At 54.3% G+C, this 16,533-nt stretch carries 5 protein-coding genes; all 5 read right to left on the bottom strand.

Annotation, left to right across the window (positions count from 1 at the left end):
* Nucleotides 1-5: 5 nt before the first annotated feature.
* The 5 genes from HFD87_RS10510 to HFD87_RS10535 all read right to left on the bottom strand — a co-directional run bounded on the left by HFD87_RS10510 (nt 6) and on the right by HFD87_RS10535 (nt 16,404).
* Nucleotides 6-389, bottom strand: a complete 384-nt coding sequence (locus HFD87_RS10510; protein WP_167423381.1) for a hypothetical protein — start codon at nt 387-389, stop codon at nt 6-8.
* On the bottom strand, nt 390-12,893 hold the full coding sequence (locus HFD87_RS10520; protein ID WP_243207475.1) for a hemagglutinin repeat-containing protein: 12,504 nt from the start codon (nt 12,891-12,893) through the stop codon (nt 390-392).
* Nucleotides 12,894-12,908: 15 nt separating this feature from the next.
* A complete protein-coding gene (locus HFD87_RS10525; protein WP_167423382.1) occupies nt 12,909-14,576 on the bottom strand; it encodes a ShlB/FhaC/HecB family hemolysin secretion/activation protein in 1,668 nt (555 codons plus the stop codon).
* A gap of 412 nt (nt 14,577-14,988) precedes the next feature.
* Complete coding sequence (locus HFD87_RS10530) at nt 14,989-15,144, bottom strand: hypothetical protein (RefSeq protein ID WP_010247735.1); 156 nt, start codon at nt 15,142-15,144, stop codon at nt 14,989-14,991.
* Between the two features lie 147 nt (nt 15,145-15,291).
* The gene (locus tag HFD87_RS10535) at nt 15,292-16,404 is read right to left on the bottom strand and encodes a beta-propeller fold lactonase family protein (protein WP_167423383.1); all 1,113 of its coding nucleotides are present in this window, start codon (nt 16,402-16,404) and stop codon (nt 15,292-15,294) included.
* Nucleotides 16,405-16,533 lie beyond the last annotated feature (129 nt).

Consider the following 16,533-nt stretch of genomic DNA (forward strand, 5'->3'; position numbering starts at 1 on the left):
AACAGTCACCACCATTTTGGATAATTATTAAACGCTGCATAGATTGCAGACTTTGCATCGTCCGTTAACTTTTCTCTGCCTTTTGATACTGTAGTATATCCATGCAGATCTTCTTTAGCGCATGACCATTCAAGCCATCCTAAAACTGGATTTAAAATCAACTCAAAACATCCATTCATATCTTTAAGATGAGCTATATCACCATTCCGCACATTGGCGATAAATTCATCAAAGCATTGACATTCAATCCATGTATTAGAACTGACATTCAAGCTATAACTAAATTTATCCACTTGAATTTCCAGGTTAAATTTTAATGATGGAATATGTTCATCAAGTTCTATTACGTCCAACATGATATTGATCGGACTTGTAATTTCTATATCCACTTAATTTGCTCCTAGATAACGAGCGTGAATGACTGTTGGCAACTCACCAGCAGCGCGCGGAGGTTTGATTTCCAGTTGCCAGCCATCGACAGTTATACGCCCATATGACATACCGTCCTTAGTCGCGGTATCTAACGCAGCTTGAAAACTTCTGAGTTCTGTCTGACTGGCAAGTCTGACTGCTTCTGGCGTATTTGTTAAGGCTTTAGATGCAGCATATTCTGCCATGTGTTCTGTAGCATTCCCATGTACCCACACTTTTTGACCGTTAGGCAGTGTCATTTCAAAAGATTTCGGTATGACAGAACCAGGATAAACAGGTTGGGTTCCTTTTATAGAATCAAATACAGTACCAGTTTTACCTATATCAGCAGCAATAGACTCAGCCTTAACAACAAATCCAACAGGAAATTTCTTCCCGGGCAGGAACAGCCCCGCCAACATTCCACCTGTTGCTTCCAGTGCAAGCTGGTTACCTTGAGCAGCTTCTTTCACCTGCCCAGCAACAGCTCCCCAGGTTTCACTCTTCATCAGAGCTTTCAGCGTATCTGCCGCAGCCTGATTTTTACCCGCCAGATCGCTCAATGCCTGGGTACAGTAGCTATCACCCATTGCGCAGGAGGTAAGCGCCATTGCTGCATCAGCACCGTAATCTGCCCCACCTAATACCGCATCACCAGTATCCGCCGCCGCACCGATAATGCTGTTAACGATAGCAGAGAGTGTACCTTCGCCAAGCTTGTTCCTGACCTGATCCTTCATATTTCCAGCAATCTGCTTAACAGACTCCCGAGCTTTGTCACCGGAAAGCGAGTTATTATCCACCTCTATCTTGCCCGCAAACGCACCGCTACCCACCCCAGCGCTGCCATCAACCGCACCGCCCGCTGCTGCGCCTGCCAGGGTTACAATGTTGGCAATCAGCATCTTGTCATCGGCTGACAGTTCCGAAGCATCCTTGCCGTATAGCAGGTGGCTGAGCGCGTCGTTATAGCTGAGCATTCCTGCAGTCAGTCCACCCGCTGCGCCTCCAATGGCGCTGCCACCCTGCGCTTTAGCAATCAGCCCTGACGCCAGCGTGTGCAACAGCACGCGCATAGGTTCGTTACCCTGCGATACCTGCTTGACCATCTGCGCCAGCAATGGAGCGGCGCCTGCCGCCACCGCGCCGCTGACGTTACCGCCCGCCAGCCCGGCAAACAGCCCGCTGATAGCCTGTGCCGCAATCTGCAGTTCTGACCCGATACCGTACTTCTCTTCAACATTCTGATCGATTTTATCGAGTGCTTTTTTCTGATCCGCTTCTGAAAGCTTATTGAACGCAGCATCGTTTTTAAGCTTGTTTCTCTCCTGCTCCTTCTCCTGCTTCTTCAACGCATCAAAGGTCTGCTGAATCGCCTGCTGTCCGAGTACGGCCATTTCGCGCTGGATGGCAAGGCTGCCTTCTGCTTTTTGCACATCAAACTTATCTTTCAGCACATTCTCCGCCGCGGCGGTGTCGCGGCTGATTTGGGACACATCCTGCTTCTGCGCATCCGGATTGCGGATCTCAATCGTTCCCGGTGAGATGGCGCTGTAGGTGGTTGAACTGGCGCGGTCTTTCGTCTGCTGCAGCGTGCCCATGGGCAGCGAGTTATCGCCCGACTGCTGGGACTGACCAGATTTTGATGTGTCGTTCCCTGAACTGTCAGATGTATGAGTGGTGTTTTTTCCCATGCTGCCGCTGACAGCTGCGCTGAAGCCGCTGCCGCCCGCATTGGCGTGGTTTTCAATATCCGTCCAGCCCAGCGTCCCGGTGCTGAGGTGATTTTTGTCCGGCGTTGCAGATGAGGCGATGATCGCGCCATCAAGCTGGGTATGGTTGCCGACGTAAATGTTGTAGCCGCCATCACCCGCGCTGATCCCGCTCTGCTGCTGTACAGAATCAAAATCATTGTAAATTTTGCTGCCGCTCATGCTGGCACTGCCCTGCACCGGTACGCCCGCACAGATAGGCGGTATGCAGATACTGGCGCTGAAGCCTGATGAGCTCTGATGGCTGTCGTAGCTTGCACGATCCTGCTGGCTGGCAATTTCCAGGTTACGGCCCGCGTTGAGGTCAACGTGATTGCCGTTGAGGTTTGCTCCGTTCAGCTTGACGTCCTGACCCGCTTTGACCGTCAGATCGCCCGCTGCGGACACTTCGCTGTTGTGATGAGTAATGCTGCTGCCATTTCCGTTTGCACTGTTCTGGCTGGCAGCCAGCTCAAGGGATAAGCCGTTCTGGCTGCCGCCCAGGCCGAAGCCAACACCGACGCCGTATTTGCTGCCACCGCTGCTTGACTGCTGGCTGCTGCTGTCCTCGGCGCTGTTCAGGGCGATATCGCGCCCCGCATTCAGCGAGACGTTATCACCGCTGATTTTTACGCCTTCGCCTGTGATGTCCTGCTTAGCCGTGACTGCTACGTCGCCGCCCGCCTTAAGCACACTGCCGCTCTGCTGCGTGCTTTTCTGTTCCACGGACTGATGGCTGCTACCCACAGTGGCGCTCACCGTGACTTTGACGGCTGCGGTGTTCTGGTTGTAAGCCGACAGCGCGGTCATGGCCGCCTGCGCGGCATAAATGGCCTGCAGGCGCGGATCATCACTCTCTTTGTGCGACTGAGCCACCTTGTCCGCCGCCTGCGCCATGCTCACGCCGTAGCCGGAGACCTGCGCGGTGATGCCATACTGCGAGGATTTGCTGCTGCTGCTGCCTTCGTGCGTGTCTTTTGACGGATCGAGGTGGATGTTCTCACCGTTGACGCTCAGCGAATTGCCTGCATAAACGTCAGCCCCCTGCAGGTTAACGTCTTTGCCTGCATTAATCGAAACGTTACCCAGCGTACTGACGATACCGCTGCGTACGGTGTTCTGCTGCGTGCCCGTGCTGGCGTTTTTCCAGCTGTTATGACCCACGCCAACCGTTCCGCTGTAACCATCGCCGCCCAGATCGCCTATAGCGTGGTCAGACCCGGAGGTCGATGCCTGCTGGCGGTCTTCGCCTGCTACGACGCTGATCTTACCCTGCTCCGCGTTAAGCGAGACGCCGGTGGTGCCGGTCAGGGTTGAACCGCTGATTGCGATATCACCTTTATGGCTGGTGACATCAATACTGCCGGCGGTTATCGCAGAAGTGTGTTGCGCGAGCATGCTGCTGTCACCGCTCATCTGGTTGTTTTTCGAGCCGTAATTAGTCCCTGCCGAACCATTGTTTGGCGACCCGCCGCCGCTACGTGCCAGCGCACCAATTGAAGCTGATGTTGTTGCCGACCAGCTCTTACTGCTACTGCTGCTGGCAGCCTTCTGGCTGTCAGAGGCTGTGGTGATGTCAATATTACGGGTAGCGTCCAGTGAGGCTCTGGCACCGGCGTTCAGGCTGCTGCCCTCAACCAGAATGTTGCCGGTGTGGGTATCTGAATCGCCGCGGGCCTTCAGTAGCAGATTTCCGGTGGTATTGAGCGTGCTGCCGCTCTGATAGATGCTCTCGCTGTTCTGGCTGACTTTACTGCCTGAACGGCCATAGGTCAGTCCCGGCGCCGGAGAATCCAGCGAACTGGCGCCCAACTCATTGCCAGTCTGCTTCATCTGCTCGTACACCGAACTGGTGTTGTTCATGATGTCACGCAGATTGCGCACGGTGTCCAGTGGCGTTAAGTTCAGACTCAGACCAAACCCGCTGCTTTTCGACGCCTGCTTCGCGGTTTCGCGCACCAGGTCCTGCCCGGACACGATGGCGATGTTTTTCGCCGTCACGCTGATCTCGCCATTCTGGCCGCCCGCAATAACGTCGCTTCCCTTGATCAGCGCGTTGTTACCCGCCGTCATGCTGACCACACCGTTACCTGCACCCACCAGACTTCGCGCATCGCTCTGCGTGACCTGGTCGCCGTGACGTTCGCTTTTAGCAGTCTGCTTACCGTAACTGAGACCGAGTCCGCCACCCATCAGGCCGCTTTTCTTCTTCTCTTTCAGGCTGTAGGTAGATTGAGTATTGGTGGCGGTAACAATATTCAGGTCATTGCCTGCACTCAGTGCGACGCCTTTGTCACCGGCCACAGACGAGCCCTGAACGGTCAGGTCGTTTCCGGCAATGACAGACACGGTGTTGCCGCTCAGTTGTGAAGCCTTTTCACGGGTGTCGCTGTTTTCCTGAATGGTGTGAGTAGTGGTCTTTTTCAGGAAACCTTTCTTGGTTTTGGTCTCTTCACGGTAGGCATAATCACTCTCCGTCGCAGTGGTGATATTGACGTCTTGTCCAGCCTGCAGCGCCAGATCCTTATTGGCTGTGACTGTTGCGGCCTGGCTTGTGATGTCATTGCCCGCCAGTAGCCTGGTACTCCCACCACTGGCAATTTCAGTGCCCTGCTGGCGTACCGACTCATTAATCTCAACCTTCTTGCCGGATTTGTAGCTATTACCAGAACCGGTTTCAGCCGCCAGCAGATTGACATCACGCCCCGCCTGTAAGGTCACGTCTTTGTCTGCAGCAATGCCTGCCGCCTGGCTATTGAGATCGCGTCCGGCCTGAAGTACTAAATCGCCGCCACTGGTCAGCGTCGTGCGATCCAGACCGGTTGAATGGGTTTCACGTTTGCCCTTCACATCATTCTGGCTGGTCGTCGCGCTGTTGAGATTAAGATCGTTACCGGCTGCCATCGCCGCGTTTTTACCTGCGCTGATGTTGCTGGCGGTAACCGTCAGATCGTGGCCCGCCTGCATCGCCATATTGCCGCCTGCGGCGATCTGGCTGCCGACCGTGGTGACGGTGGTTATGCTGGTTGGGTCAACTTTTTGCCAGCGGTTTCCGAAGCCGGATTGCGCGCTGCCAGTGACGTTCTGGTTCCCGGTGATAGCAATATCATTCCAGGCGTTCAGCAGCAGATCGCCACCCGCTTTGAGGTTAGCGCCGGTGACGGCAATATCGTTGCCCGCCTTGAGGCTCAGTGAATCCAGTGACGTGATGCTCGCCGTTGGCCCGCTCAGAGTTTCGGTATAGGATTTGCTGGCGCCGCGGCCGTTACCAGCATTCAGTGACCACTCTTTGGTGGCGGTGAGGTTATTTATATCGCCGTTCACGCTCTCAAGCGCCACTGTTTTACCGCTGATGGTGGAGCCGACGTTGTTGATATCACCGAGCGCGCTCAGCTGCAAATTGCCACCGGCCTGTATCAGGCCTGCGCTGAGGTTGTCGATTTGGTTATCGCTTTCCAGTGCCAGATCGTTTCTGGCAACGATGCTGCTGCCGCTGTTGGTGAGGTTGCCCGCCTTCAGCGAGACATTATTACCAGCAATCACGCTGCCATTTTGCAGGCTGACATCCTTCGGCGAGAGATAGAGCTTCGGCACCATCACCGTCTCGCCGTTAACCGTGCTGGCTTCCCACCAGAGCACGCTTTTATCCAGCGTGGCCAACTGGTCGGCGGTTAGGGATACGCCAAACTGCAAGCCCAGCGACTGCTGCGCCGCCGCCGCGTTGTCCATCAGATAGCGCATCTGATCGAGCTCGGATCCAATGCCGTTCAGGTATCGGCTGCCGGTCTGGTTGAGCACCACGTTGCTGACGTAACGGGTATCAAACGCCGCGTCGCCGAGGAAACGGTAATCGTGGTCAGGTTTCAGGTTCAGGCGATCCAACAGATAGGACGAGCCGAGGAAGGTGTTGAGGTCGGTATACTGCGTGCGCGTCTCCTGCGGCGCGTTGCCGGGTCGTTTGCCTAACAGCGCGTTCAGCTCGCCGAACAGGCTTTGATCGAGCTGTCCAAGTCCGTTGAGTTTTGGATTAGTAATAATTAAGTAAGGATTTTTTTCGTCTTCAGAAAATGTAAAATAACCATTATTCACTTGGGGGATTGGATAAGAATTGATGTTAACCGAAGAGCGTTGAACAGGAGTTGCATCTCGAGTCAATAAGGAATAATAATTCTTTTCCAACTGACTTTTATTATCAATAGTAGATAAATCGATATTATTTTTTACATGTTCCTTTAAGGTTGATTTATTATATTCGGGTTTTTCAAAGCTGATGTCATCATTGATTTTTTCCAATACAAAATTCAATTCATTTATCCATGAAGGACTACCTACTTTAAACCTATCAAATGTAATTAGATCAATGCCTTGTACTGCATCAGTAATTAGTGACTGTTGCATTGGAGCAATGGTTGGCCGTTGCAACGTAAGAGAGATAATTCCTCTAACCTCTGAAGCATCACTATTATTGAAAACTGTATTGAAATTTGTATTGAGCATACCACTCGCATCGATAACGCCACGAATTGATGCTCCCTTCTCAGTGCGATAAATATCAGTTGCGGTAAAATAAATAAATCTCTCAAATTCTTCCTTGCGACCTTTGTATCTTTCTCTACCATAATCAATATCATCTGTTATAAAGGTCATGTCACTTGGTGTGAGCATATTTATGTAATCGTAAACACTCCCCTGATTTAAAGGTGTATACTTTCTCCATACAGTCTGCACCCCTGTTAGATAAGATTGATTATTAAGAGATGAACCTTTTAGTATTAAGTCATGCCCTGCAAGAATATAGCTTCCAAGATTGTCTAATGTATTTACTTGGCCATAAATATCATGTGCAGCACTGATCCTACCAGCCTGACCAGTAACCCTTGTAGTTGAAGTTGAACGTGAAAAAATAGCTTCTTTATCTTTATTTAGATTGACTGGCACAGGTATAATTGTGTAGTAATCTGAATTCACTCCATCTTGAAAGAAATATTTAATCTCGCCTTTATTAAAAATTTCCACAGGCAATGCGTAAAGCCCGGGTGAAGCACGATATCCTAAAGGACCGGACGAAGAAAAAGAAGAATAGTCATTAGCTATGTATTCTGTAGAAACACTACCAACAGTAATAGATTCCCATTCATTCAGCAAATGTCCCGTATTAATCGTGATATCGCCGTTCTGCGTTTCGATGGTGCCGGAGTTATTAACTACCTCGCCGTTGGCGTTCCCCGCCGCGTCGCCCTGAAGCCACATACTGCCGCCTGCCAGCATATCGGCACGCTGGTTACGAATACTGTTGGCAAAAAGAGAGAGATTGCCGGCCGCATAGAGCAGCGCGTTATTGACGATGCTGCCCGGTGCGCTGAGGGTCAGATTGCCCAACGTACCCGTAAAACCATCAACAGTGATATCGCTGCGGCTGGCTAAGTTGATGTTACCGCCGCCCTGCAGACTGCCATTCCCGTTCATGGCGATGCGGTTGCCGCTTAACGTACTGTCACCCGAACCGGTAGTGAGCTGACCATTATTAGTGAGATCGCCGCCTGCACTCAGCGTCAGCGCCCCACCCTGCATCGTGCCCTGGTTGTCTATCGCGCCATTACTGCTGACGGAGAGTCGCCCGCCCGCAGCCAGCACATCGCGACCGGTAAAACCATTCGCGATCTCCAGCGTGGCATCACCCAGCGCCACCACCTGACCGGTCTGATCAAAGCCATTGCTGTGAACCAGCAAATTGCCGCCACTGAACAGGCGACCACTGCTTTGCTGATTGACCTGAGCGCCCATCACACTCAGCCGGTTGTTACCCAGCAGCGTGCCGCTGTTGTTTACCTGCTGATAATTAACCTCAAGGTTGCCGCCCTGGGCCGTGCCCTGGTTGCTGAAGCCATTGCCGGTCAGCGTGCCCTGGGCGTCGGCCAGCAGCGTACCGTTGTTGCTGGCATTGGTGGCATTGAGAATCAGCTGCGACGCCTGTAACCAGCTGTTGTTATTCAGCTGCGGCGTGTTCAATGTCTGCGCGCCACCCGAGAGCCACCGGCCATCGTTTTGCGTTAAACCGGTTATTGTCGCGACACCGTTGCCATTGCCCTGAATCAGGCCATAGTTGAACAGTTCAGGTCCGGTCAGCGTCAGGGCGTTTTGCGTAATAATGGCGCCATTGCCGCCATTGGTGATGCGCCCCCCGGTATTGACCAGCAGGCTGTTATCACCCTGTAAGCGCCCGTTGTTATCAACCGCGCCCGTGGTGATCTGCAGGTCGCCGCCCTGCACGCGTCCGGCATTATTAAGCAAGGAGGACTGAAGCGTCAGCCTGCCTGCGCTGAGCAGCGTTTTATCCTGCTGCTGAGTCAGTGCACCGTTAAGGCCAACAGCCAGCGCCTCCACACCGGTCACTGCGCCGTTATTGTTTAACGTGTCGCCCCGTAGCGTCAGGTTTCTGGCAATCCATTCGCCCTGATTGGTCAGCGTCAGTGCCTGCAGTGCCGCTGTGCCATTCGCTGAAATCTTACTGCCAGCGCCCGCATCAAGGCGATCCGCCAGAATCAGTTGCAGCGCATCCGCACTCTGGATCGCGCCATTATTGTTCAGTTGCCGGGCATTCAGCAGGATCTGCTGTCCCTGCCAGCTGCCGTTATTCACAACGTCCCCGCCGTTGATGTTCAGCGTGCCCTGCGTCAGCAGCGATCCGCCCTGATTATTGATCAGCTGACGTGATGGCGCGGCCAGCGCCCTGAGCAGCATTCGCCCGGCCACCTGTGGCGCAGCGGCAAACGTTAATGCCTGCAGACCAATCAGGCTGCCCTGATTAATGACGCTGGCGGGTGAAATGGTCAGGGTTTTGCCCTGCACCGATCCGCTGTTATTCAGCGCGGCACCGTTCAGCACCATCGCCCCTTCACTGAGCAGTGAGCCGCTGTTGTTAAGCGTGTTCGCCGTAACCTGTGCGGTGTTCTGACTCATCAACGAGCCGGTGTTATGCAGTTCATTGCTGATGCTGGCGTTCAGATCTTTGCTGCCCAGCAGCGAACCCTGATGCAGCCAGTTGTCAGCGTTAACCGTTGCCTGCTCGCCCTGCAGCGTCCCCTGGGTGTTGAGCTGACCCGCGTTAAGCGTCAGTGTTCCGCCGCTCAGCGTTTTGCCACCGGCAGATTGCGTGATGTTATCAGCCTGAGCAGTCAGCGCCGTGTTGCCCTGTAACAGACCGTCGTTGTTCAGGCTGGTGCCCTGCACCCCCAGGCGGTCCGCCATTATTTTGCCGCTGTTGCGCAGCGTGGTGGCATTCAGGTCGCTATTGCCCTGGCTGATCAGCGTGCCGCTGTTGATCAGATCGCTGGCGATGTTACCGCGCAAAGCGCTGATGCCATTGATGCTGCCGCGATTGTCGAGAGAATCCAGCGTGACGTCGAGTTGCTGGCCCTGCCAGCTGCCATCATTGACCACGCTACCGCCCTTGACGATCAGTCGATCGCCGCTCAGCAGCTGCCCATTATTGTGGTTGAGGGTCTGAGCAAATCCGAGATCCAGTAGCGTGTCGCCCTGAAGCAGCCCGCTGTTTTCCAGCGTATTACCGCTGGCGCTGAGTTGCCGGGCCGCAATCTGGCCGCTGTTACTGAGCGTTTGTGCCTGCAGGTCGGCCTGCTGGCCAGTCACGATCTGTCCCGTGCTGCTGTTATTCAGCGTATCGGCAATCTGAAGGTCGAGGTCATCGCTCAGCAGGCGTCCGCTGTTGTTGAGACGGTTGCCGTTGACCAAAAGCTTACCGTTAACCTGCAGCAGCCCGTCGTTATCCAGTTGATCTAACGTCAGCGTCAGCGGTCCTCCGGCGATTAACTGGCCGCCATGGAGGTTGTGGAGTTGCTGATGATCCAGCGTTAAGGTGCTGTTGCCCTGCAGCAGACCGCCGTTACTGAGCACTGGCGCATGCAGGCTGAGGTTATCTGCCGCCAGTGTGCCTTTGTTATCGATCTCCCCAGCCTGTAAATTCATCTGCTGCTGGCTGATCAGGCTTCCGCTGTTATCCAGCACACCCCCGACCTGGGCTGTCAGTGCCTTTCCGGCGCGAACAGTGCCACTGTTCTGCAACGCCTTCGCGTTTAACGCCATCTGATCGGCCTGCATTGCGCCGCGGTTATTCAGTGAAGTGATGTTGCCGTTCAGGGTGCCGTCACTCAGCAACTGTCCGCCCTGCTGATTATCCAGCTGGTCGCCTTCCAGCGTAATCTGCTGATTGCCCTGAATCAGGCCACTGTTAATCAGGTCGCCCCGCAGCGTCAGCGCCTGGGCAATCAGCCAGCCGCTGTTGTCAGTGTGATTCGCTTTCAGCGCGATGCTCTGTTGTCCCAGAATCTTGCCGCTATTGACCAGCGTGTCGCTTTGCAGGTCGGCGTCGGCTTCACTGAGGGCATTGCCGCTGTTCTGCCAGCGGTCAGCATTCAGTGTCAGCTGTTTGCCCTGCATCAGTCCGCTGTTGTCCAGCGTCTGCTGTTGCACATTCAGCTGGCCTGCGCTGAGCAGCGTGCCGCTGTTGGTTAACCCGCTGCCCTGCAACGATACTGCCTCGTCGCCCTGGAGCGTTCCGCTGTTATTGATCTGGCTGACATCGCTATTCAGCGTTGCGGCGGCGATGATGCCCTGATTAGTCAGTACATCGCCGTGCAGCTGGAGTGGATCACTGGCCAGCAGTTTGCCACCCAGCTGATTATCCAGATGCCCGTACCGGGCGCTGAGGCTGGCAGCGTTGATTTCCCCGCTGTTGTTCAGCTGGTCGCCACTGACAACCAGTGTTTTGCCGCTGGTGATCAATCCGCTGTTATTAAGCTGTGGCAAATCGAGCGCAAAATCGTTGTCGGAGCTGATCGTACCCGCAGCAAGGTTATCCAGCTGTCCGGCATGTAAAGAGAGCTGATTAGAGCCCTGAAGCAGGCCGCCGTTACTGATTTGCCCGGCGGTCAGCGTCTGATTCGGTGCGGTTAACGAGCCCATGTTACGCAGTTGTGCACTGTTCAGGATGAGTGCGTTCTGACTGCTGATGGCCCCCTGATTTTCCAGCCTGCCACGAGCGGTCAGTTGCGCGTCACCGCGTGCAGTGATGGAGCCGTTTTGTTGCAGCGTATCGCTGTTAATCACGGCATCGCCATGACTCATCATCTCGCCACTGTTATTCAGGGTCGGGGCATCGATTTGCAGACGCTGACTGACCAGATTGCCGCTGTTGCTGAAGGTGTCCGCAACACTGAATAGTGCGTTGCCCTGTGCGGAGAAGATCCCGTCCTGATTCAGACGATTAGCCGTGATCGTGGCATCACCCGTACTGATCAGTTTGCCGCTGTTATCAAGAGTGCCGCTTTGAATGTTCAGGCTGCTGCCACTGATTTCATCGCGGTTAGTCAGCTGTCCGCTAACAGCCAAAGTATTTTTACCCTGAGCCAGCAGCTTACCGTTCTGTTGCAGAGTATTAGTGCGAACCTGCACGTCACCATTACTGGCCAGGCTGCCACTATTAGTGATCTGTGCAGCCTGAATATCGAGTGTTTTTGCGGCGGCGAGCTGACCGGCATTGTCCAGCTGAGAGGTGGCAGAGAGCTGCAGCGTGTCTACCGCACTACCGCTGCTGCTGTTATCAACATTCAGGTTAGCACCGCTGAGACGTACATTCTGGCCTGCTTTAACGCTGCTGCCTTTAAGCGTGATATTGCCCTGACTGTTGAGATCCAGCGAGGCGTCGCTGCCCAGCGAGGCCCCATTTAAGGCGATATCCTGCTGCGCTGTCAGCGCGACGTTGCCCCCGGCTTTATGTTCGCCTTGCAGGGTGATGCTGCTGCCTTTTGCAGTCAGGGTGCCGCTGGTCAGGCTATTGTTGATGCTTAAGCGACCCTGCGCATCCAGCACCATATCGCCCTGACGGGCATTAAGATTGCCGAGATTGACGCCAACGCCGTTTTCGCTGGAAACCAGATGGATACGGTTGGCGTACATGCCGCCCAGCGCGCCGGTATCTACGGCGACCGATGGCGCAGCACCTTCGCCCGCGATGGGTGTCACGCTGCCATCAGCACCGACCCGGTTTGCGCCCAGCGTCACATTAAGATCTTTGGCATGGATGCCTGCGTTGATTTCGGTTGCGCGTGCGATGATCGAGACAGCATCAGCCTGGCTGCCATCCAGTCCTTTACCCTCAATGCTGATTGCGCCTTTCGTCACTTCCAGCGATTGCAGATTGCCCTGCGCATCAAGCTGCGGTTTACCGGTGGTCAGCGTAACGTTGGGCGTATTGATAAAGCCGCAGCCGTTACAGGTAATGCCATAAGGGTTAGCGACCATCACGTTGGCCGCTTTGCCCGCTACTTCGGTATAGCCCTGCAGCTGTGAACGGTTGGCACCCACCACCTCATTAATAATGGCCCGGGCTTCCTGCCCAGCTTTGAGGTTCGGGTTGTTCTGGACAAGTCCACCCAGCTGGGTCTGCGTCAACCGGCCGGTTGCGTTGTTCAGGATCAGCCCTTCCTGGCCCACGTTGTAATTCTGATACTGGTTATGCGACAGGCCCGCCGCATTCGGCGTCGCGATATTAATGACCGGCACGCCATTCCCGGCAGCATCGACTTTTGTTCCTGGTGTGACGGGCGCTATCGCCGCAGAAAAGGCGGGCAGCAGTGGCTGAAACGCGATCAGCGAACAGATGAGATAGCTCAGCAGACGACGCGGCAGTGAAAGCTTTATTTGATCATCCATAATCGGGGCCTTTTTTTAAAAAACGAGTCCAACACGCGCGTAAACGCTGAGGCGATCGGGCGCAAGATAATTGGGGTAGCTGACAGGGATACCCAGCGACAGCTGAGTGGAGACATGCGCGTTACGGGTGCCAAGTCCCAGCGAACTGCCCCACAACGTGCCTGCTGCGTAGCGATCCTGTTTGTCGCTCTGGAGCCACCCGCCGTCCAGTGCCAGGGTGGTGCTGACCTCGCCGATTGCAGGCAGGGTAAACAGCGAGTAATTCAGTTCGTTACGCAGATAGCCGCCAACATCGCCGGAAAGGTATTGCTCCTTGTAGCCGCGAACCGAGTTCTCGCCACCAATCGTCAGGCGTTCGCTGCCATAAAGGCGATCCGGCGACCACTGAGCGTAAAAACTGCTGAGCCACCACATTTTCTGAGTGACAGGCCGCTGATAGCTGCTGCTGACGCTCCATTTACGGAATTCAGCTTTCGGAAAATCGTCGCTTTTACCCTTGTCGCTTTCCGCATCAAACCACGCCATCCCGCGGCTCAGCATCGGGTTCAGGGTGGCCACCCCACCTGCAATTTTTTGCGTATGGTTAAAACCGATCTGCAGACTGGTCAGTTTGCGGCTACTGCTTTCAAGCAGGGTCTCATTCAGCCAGTTATGGCTGACGTAATGGTTCAGACCAAGCTGAAGGCCGGTTTTGATTTGCCCGTTGCGGAACAGCACCCACGAGCCGCTGAGGCGGTTAGAGATGTTGTCGCCGTTGCTATACCAGTCGAAACTATTGGCGTTAAAGCGGCTGTGATAGTTGCTCCAGCTATAGCTGTAATCCAGCAGCCCATAGCCATAAGGCACGCTGACGCCCGCCTGGAAATTTTGCGCATCGCGCCAGTCGCTGAAAGCGCTGCTGCGACCACCGCTGACAAACCAGCGATCGGCAACACCCAGCAGGTCATTACCCACCAGCGAGCCGGAAAGCTGACCAATGCCGGTGCTTCGCTGGCCGCTATTGTCCATATTCAGCCCCAGCGTCAGAGGAAACTCGGGTGTGCTGGTCAGGTTGACAATGGAATAGCCCGGCTGAGTCGATGGGATGATTTCAATCTGAACCGGCGTAGTACGAAGCCGGTTTATCTGCTCCATACCCTGTTCAATGTCACGTAAATTTAAAATACGACCTGCACGGGTCGGGAACGCCATGTTCAGCTGACGTGCACTGGCACCCTGCAAATGAATCGCCTCAAGCTTTCCTTCCAGTACGGTGATATTTAACGTCCCGTGGGAAAGGTTCTGTTCTGTCAGGAAGGCCCGGCTGGTGATATAGCCGCGCTGGACATACCACTCTGAAATGGCGCGTACCAGCTGATTAATACGGTCCAGACTCAGGCACTGATTGATATAGGGAGCGACAAGTCTCTTCTGTGTATCAGGCGTGATTAAGCTCGCCTGTTGCAGTGAAATCTGGTTGATTTCAAAACAGGGGCCGCTGGCTGGCGCCGATTCGGTTTTTTGCAGCTCAACCTGATGCGCCTGTGTTAATGCGTCACGCTGCTGCTGATCCTGCTGCAACCGCTGCTGCTGCTGGTTTTGAATAACGTCAAGATCACCCGGCGTGACCGGTGCAGCCATGACATTGCTGATAAACAAACTGGCTCCGAAAACCAGCCACTTCCCTGTTTCAGGCATTTTCATCGAAGGATTAACAACGCTTATTGTAAGTTTTGTGTAAGTACAGGCGTGCAGATTACCACCTTAACAATCGGAAGTTCCTTATTGACTTAAAATAATGATATGGTTTTACAAAAACTAAAATTAGCGGTGATAAAACGTTTTATAAGCCAAATTTGTAATGACTTAGCCACTTTCTATGTGCGGAGCTCATTTACGAGTGTTAAGGGAATGGATGTTAAGACGTGCGCTAATGAATATAGATCCGTGCCGGATTACTCATTCATATAACGGCGCTGGTGTTTTAAGTGGGATAAAAAATAATGATGTTGCTGTTTTTCGTGGTGAAGCCTGCTGGCTGAAATGACTCGCGCACTACAGATGCAAAAAGGCCCGCAACGTAGCGGGCCTTTAACCAGACAACATACAACAACCATTATTTTTCATGGTAGCGATGCACTGCCGGATAATATTCCAGTCCATACAGCTGGCTCAGCGGCAGCAGCAGTTCCACGTTAATATCATGCACACGGTCACTCGCCACAGGGCCGCTCAGCAGCTGTTCAAACCAGGCTATCAGTTTCTGTTTCATCTCAGGCTCTCCGCATCAGTTGATGCCCTGAGTAAACCCGCTTACACGCCCGATCAGAACCAAAAATTTCTGCGCTGCTTATGCCGGAAATGGCATAAGCAGCCCGCATCTGTTTAGCCAGTGCCATATGCCAGCGGCTCAAAACGGTTACTGCCTTATCAGCGTCACCCAGTTCGCGCCTTTACCAGCCGGGGCTTCAGCAACCCGTTTGAGTTCACCGCTGGCGGAATCGATAGCGTAACTGCCAATCACCGCGCTCTTCTCCCCGCTGACGATCAACCATTTACCCTGCGCATCAATCGCAATACTGCGGGGCTGTTTTTCAACCGGCCAGCTGCCGATCAGCTTTAGTTCACCCGACTGTTTATCAACCCGGTAGCCGCTGACGGTGCCGGAGGTGCGCTCGGTGACATAGATAAAATGTCCGTCAGGCGTGATTTTGATGTCTGCTGCCCAGATACGCGGCGTGGGATCGCTGTAGCCCGCCGGGCGCTGCTCGCCATGCTGCAGGTTATATTTCTTCGCCACCGCATTCGGCCAGGTTTTCAGCTCCGTCAGCGACCCATCCGCCGCGCGACGGAACTGCGTAATGGTGCCGCTCATCTCCGCGAGGTTATAGAGGAAGCGATTGTCGGGCGAAATCACCGAATGTCGTGCGCCGCTGTTCTTCTCGCCCTGAACAAAACCGGTTCCCAGCGGCGTTATCGCGCCGTTATCGGCAAAGGCATATTGCAGCACGCGATCTGCGCCAAGGTTGCCGACGTAGAGGGAATGATTGCTGACGTCGGTGATCACCGAGTGGGCATGCGGCCCGGTTTTCACCTCGCCCGTGACCTGGGGTGTCACAACTCCTTTGTCATCAATCCGGTTGCTGGTGACGATATCGCTGTCATAGGAGGCAGCCAGCAGATAGCGCCCACTTTTGTCGGTGGTGATCCACGGAAAGCTGGCTGCAACCGGCGTCACCGCCAGTTTCTGCAAGTCACCGTGCGGACCCGAGACGCGCCAGCTGATGATCGAATAAGGCGGACTCCGCAGCGCACCATAGAGCCGTTTACCATCCGGGCTGGCCGCCAGCGGCATAATCTTTTTACCGGCAGGCGTATCGCCACGCCATTGCAGGCTGCCATTCGCCTCGCTGAGCTGATAGCGGGAAACGGTGCCGGATTCAGCATTGGAGACATAGACAAAGGTTGTCGCCCATAACGGGGCGCTACACAGCAGCGGCAGGAGTGCCAGCGCCGTTTTCAGACGGATCATAGGGTCACCTTGATAAGTAGTGTCTGCATCATTGCGCAGCAGGCATTACGCTAACCCTGTCTGAGAAGGCTGGCTTTGTGCAACTGTCTGAAATTCGGTTCGAAAGTCTGGAGATGTGACGGAGATGTT

It is taken from the genome of Pantoea sp. EKM21T (assembly GCF_011800405.1).
In the GTDB taxonomy this organism is placed as follows: domain Bacteria; phylum Pseudomonadota; class Gammaproteobacteria; order Enterobacterales; family Enterobacteriaceae; genus Pantoea; species Pantoea agglomerans.

What these genes read in the sequence shown, in the direction of transcription:
- HFD87_RS10525 (WP_167423382.1), bottom strand. Translation starts at nt 14,576, where the DNA reads ATGAAAATGCCTGAAACAGGGAAGTGGCTGGTTTTCGGAGCCAGTTTG.
- HFD87_RS10535 (WP_167423383.1), bottom strand. Translation starts at nt 16,404, where the DNA reads ATGATCCGTCTGAAAACGGCGCTGGCACTCCTGCCGCTGCTGTGTAGC.
- HFD87_RS10520 (WP_243207475.1), bottom strand. Translation starts at nt 12,893, where the DNA reads ATGGATGATCAAATAAAGCTTTCACTGCCGCGTCGTCTGCTGAGCTAT.
- HFD87_RS10530 (WP_010247735.1), bottom strand. Translation starts at nt 15,144, where the DNA reads ATGAAACAGAAACTGATAGCCTGGTTTGAACAGCTGCTGAGCGGCCCT.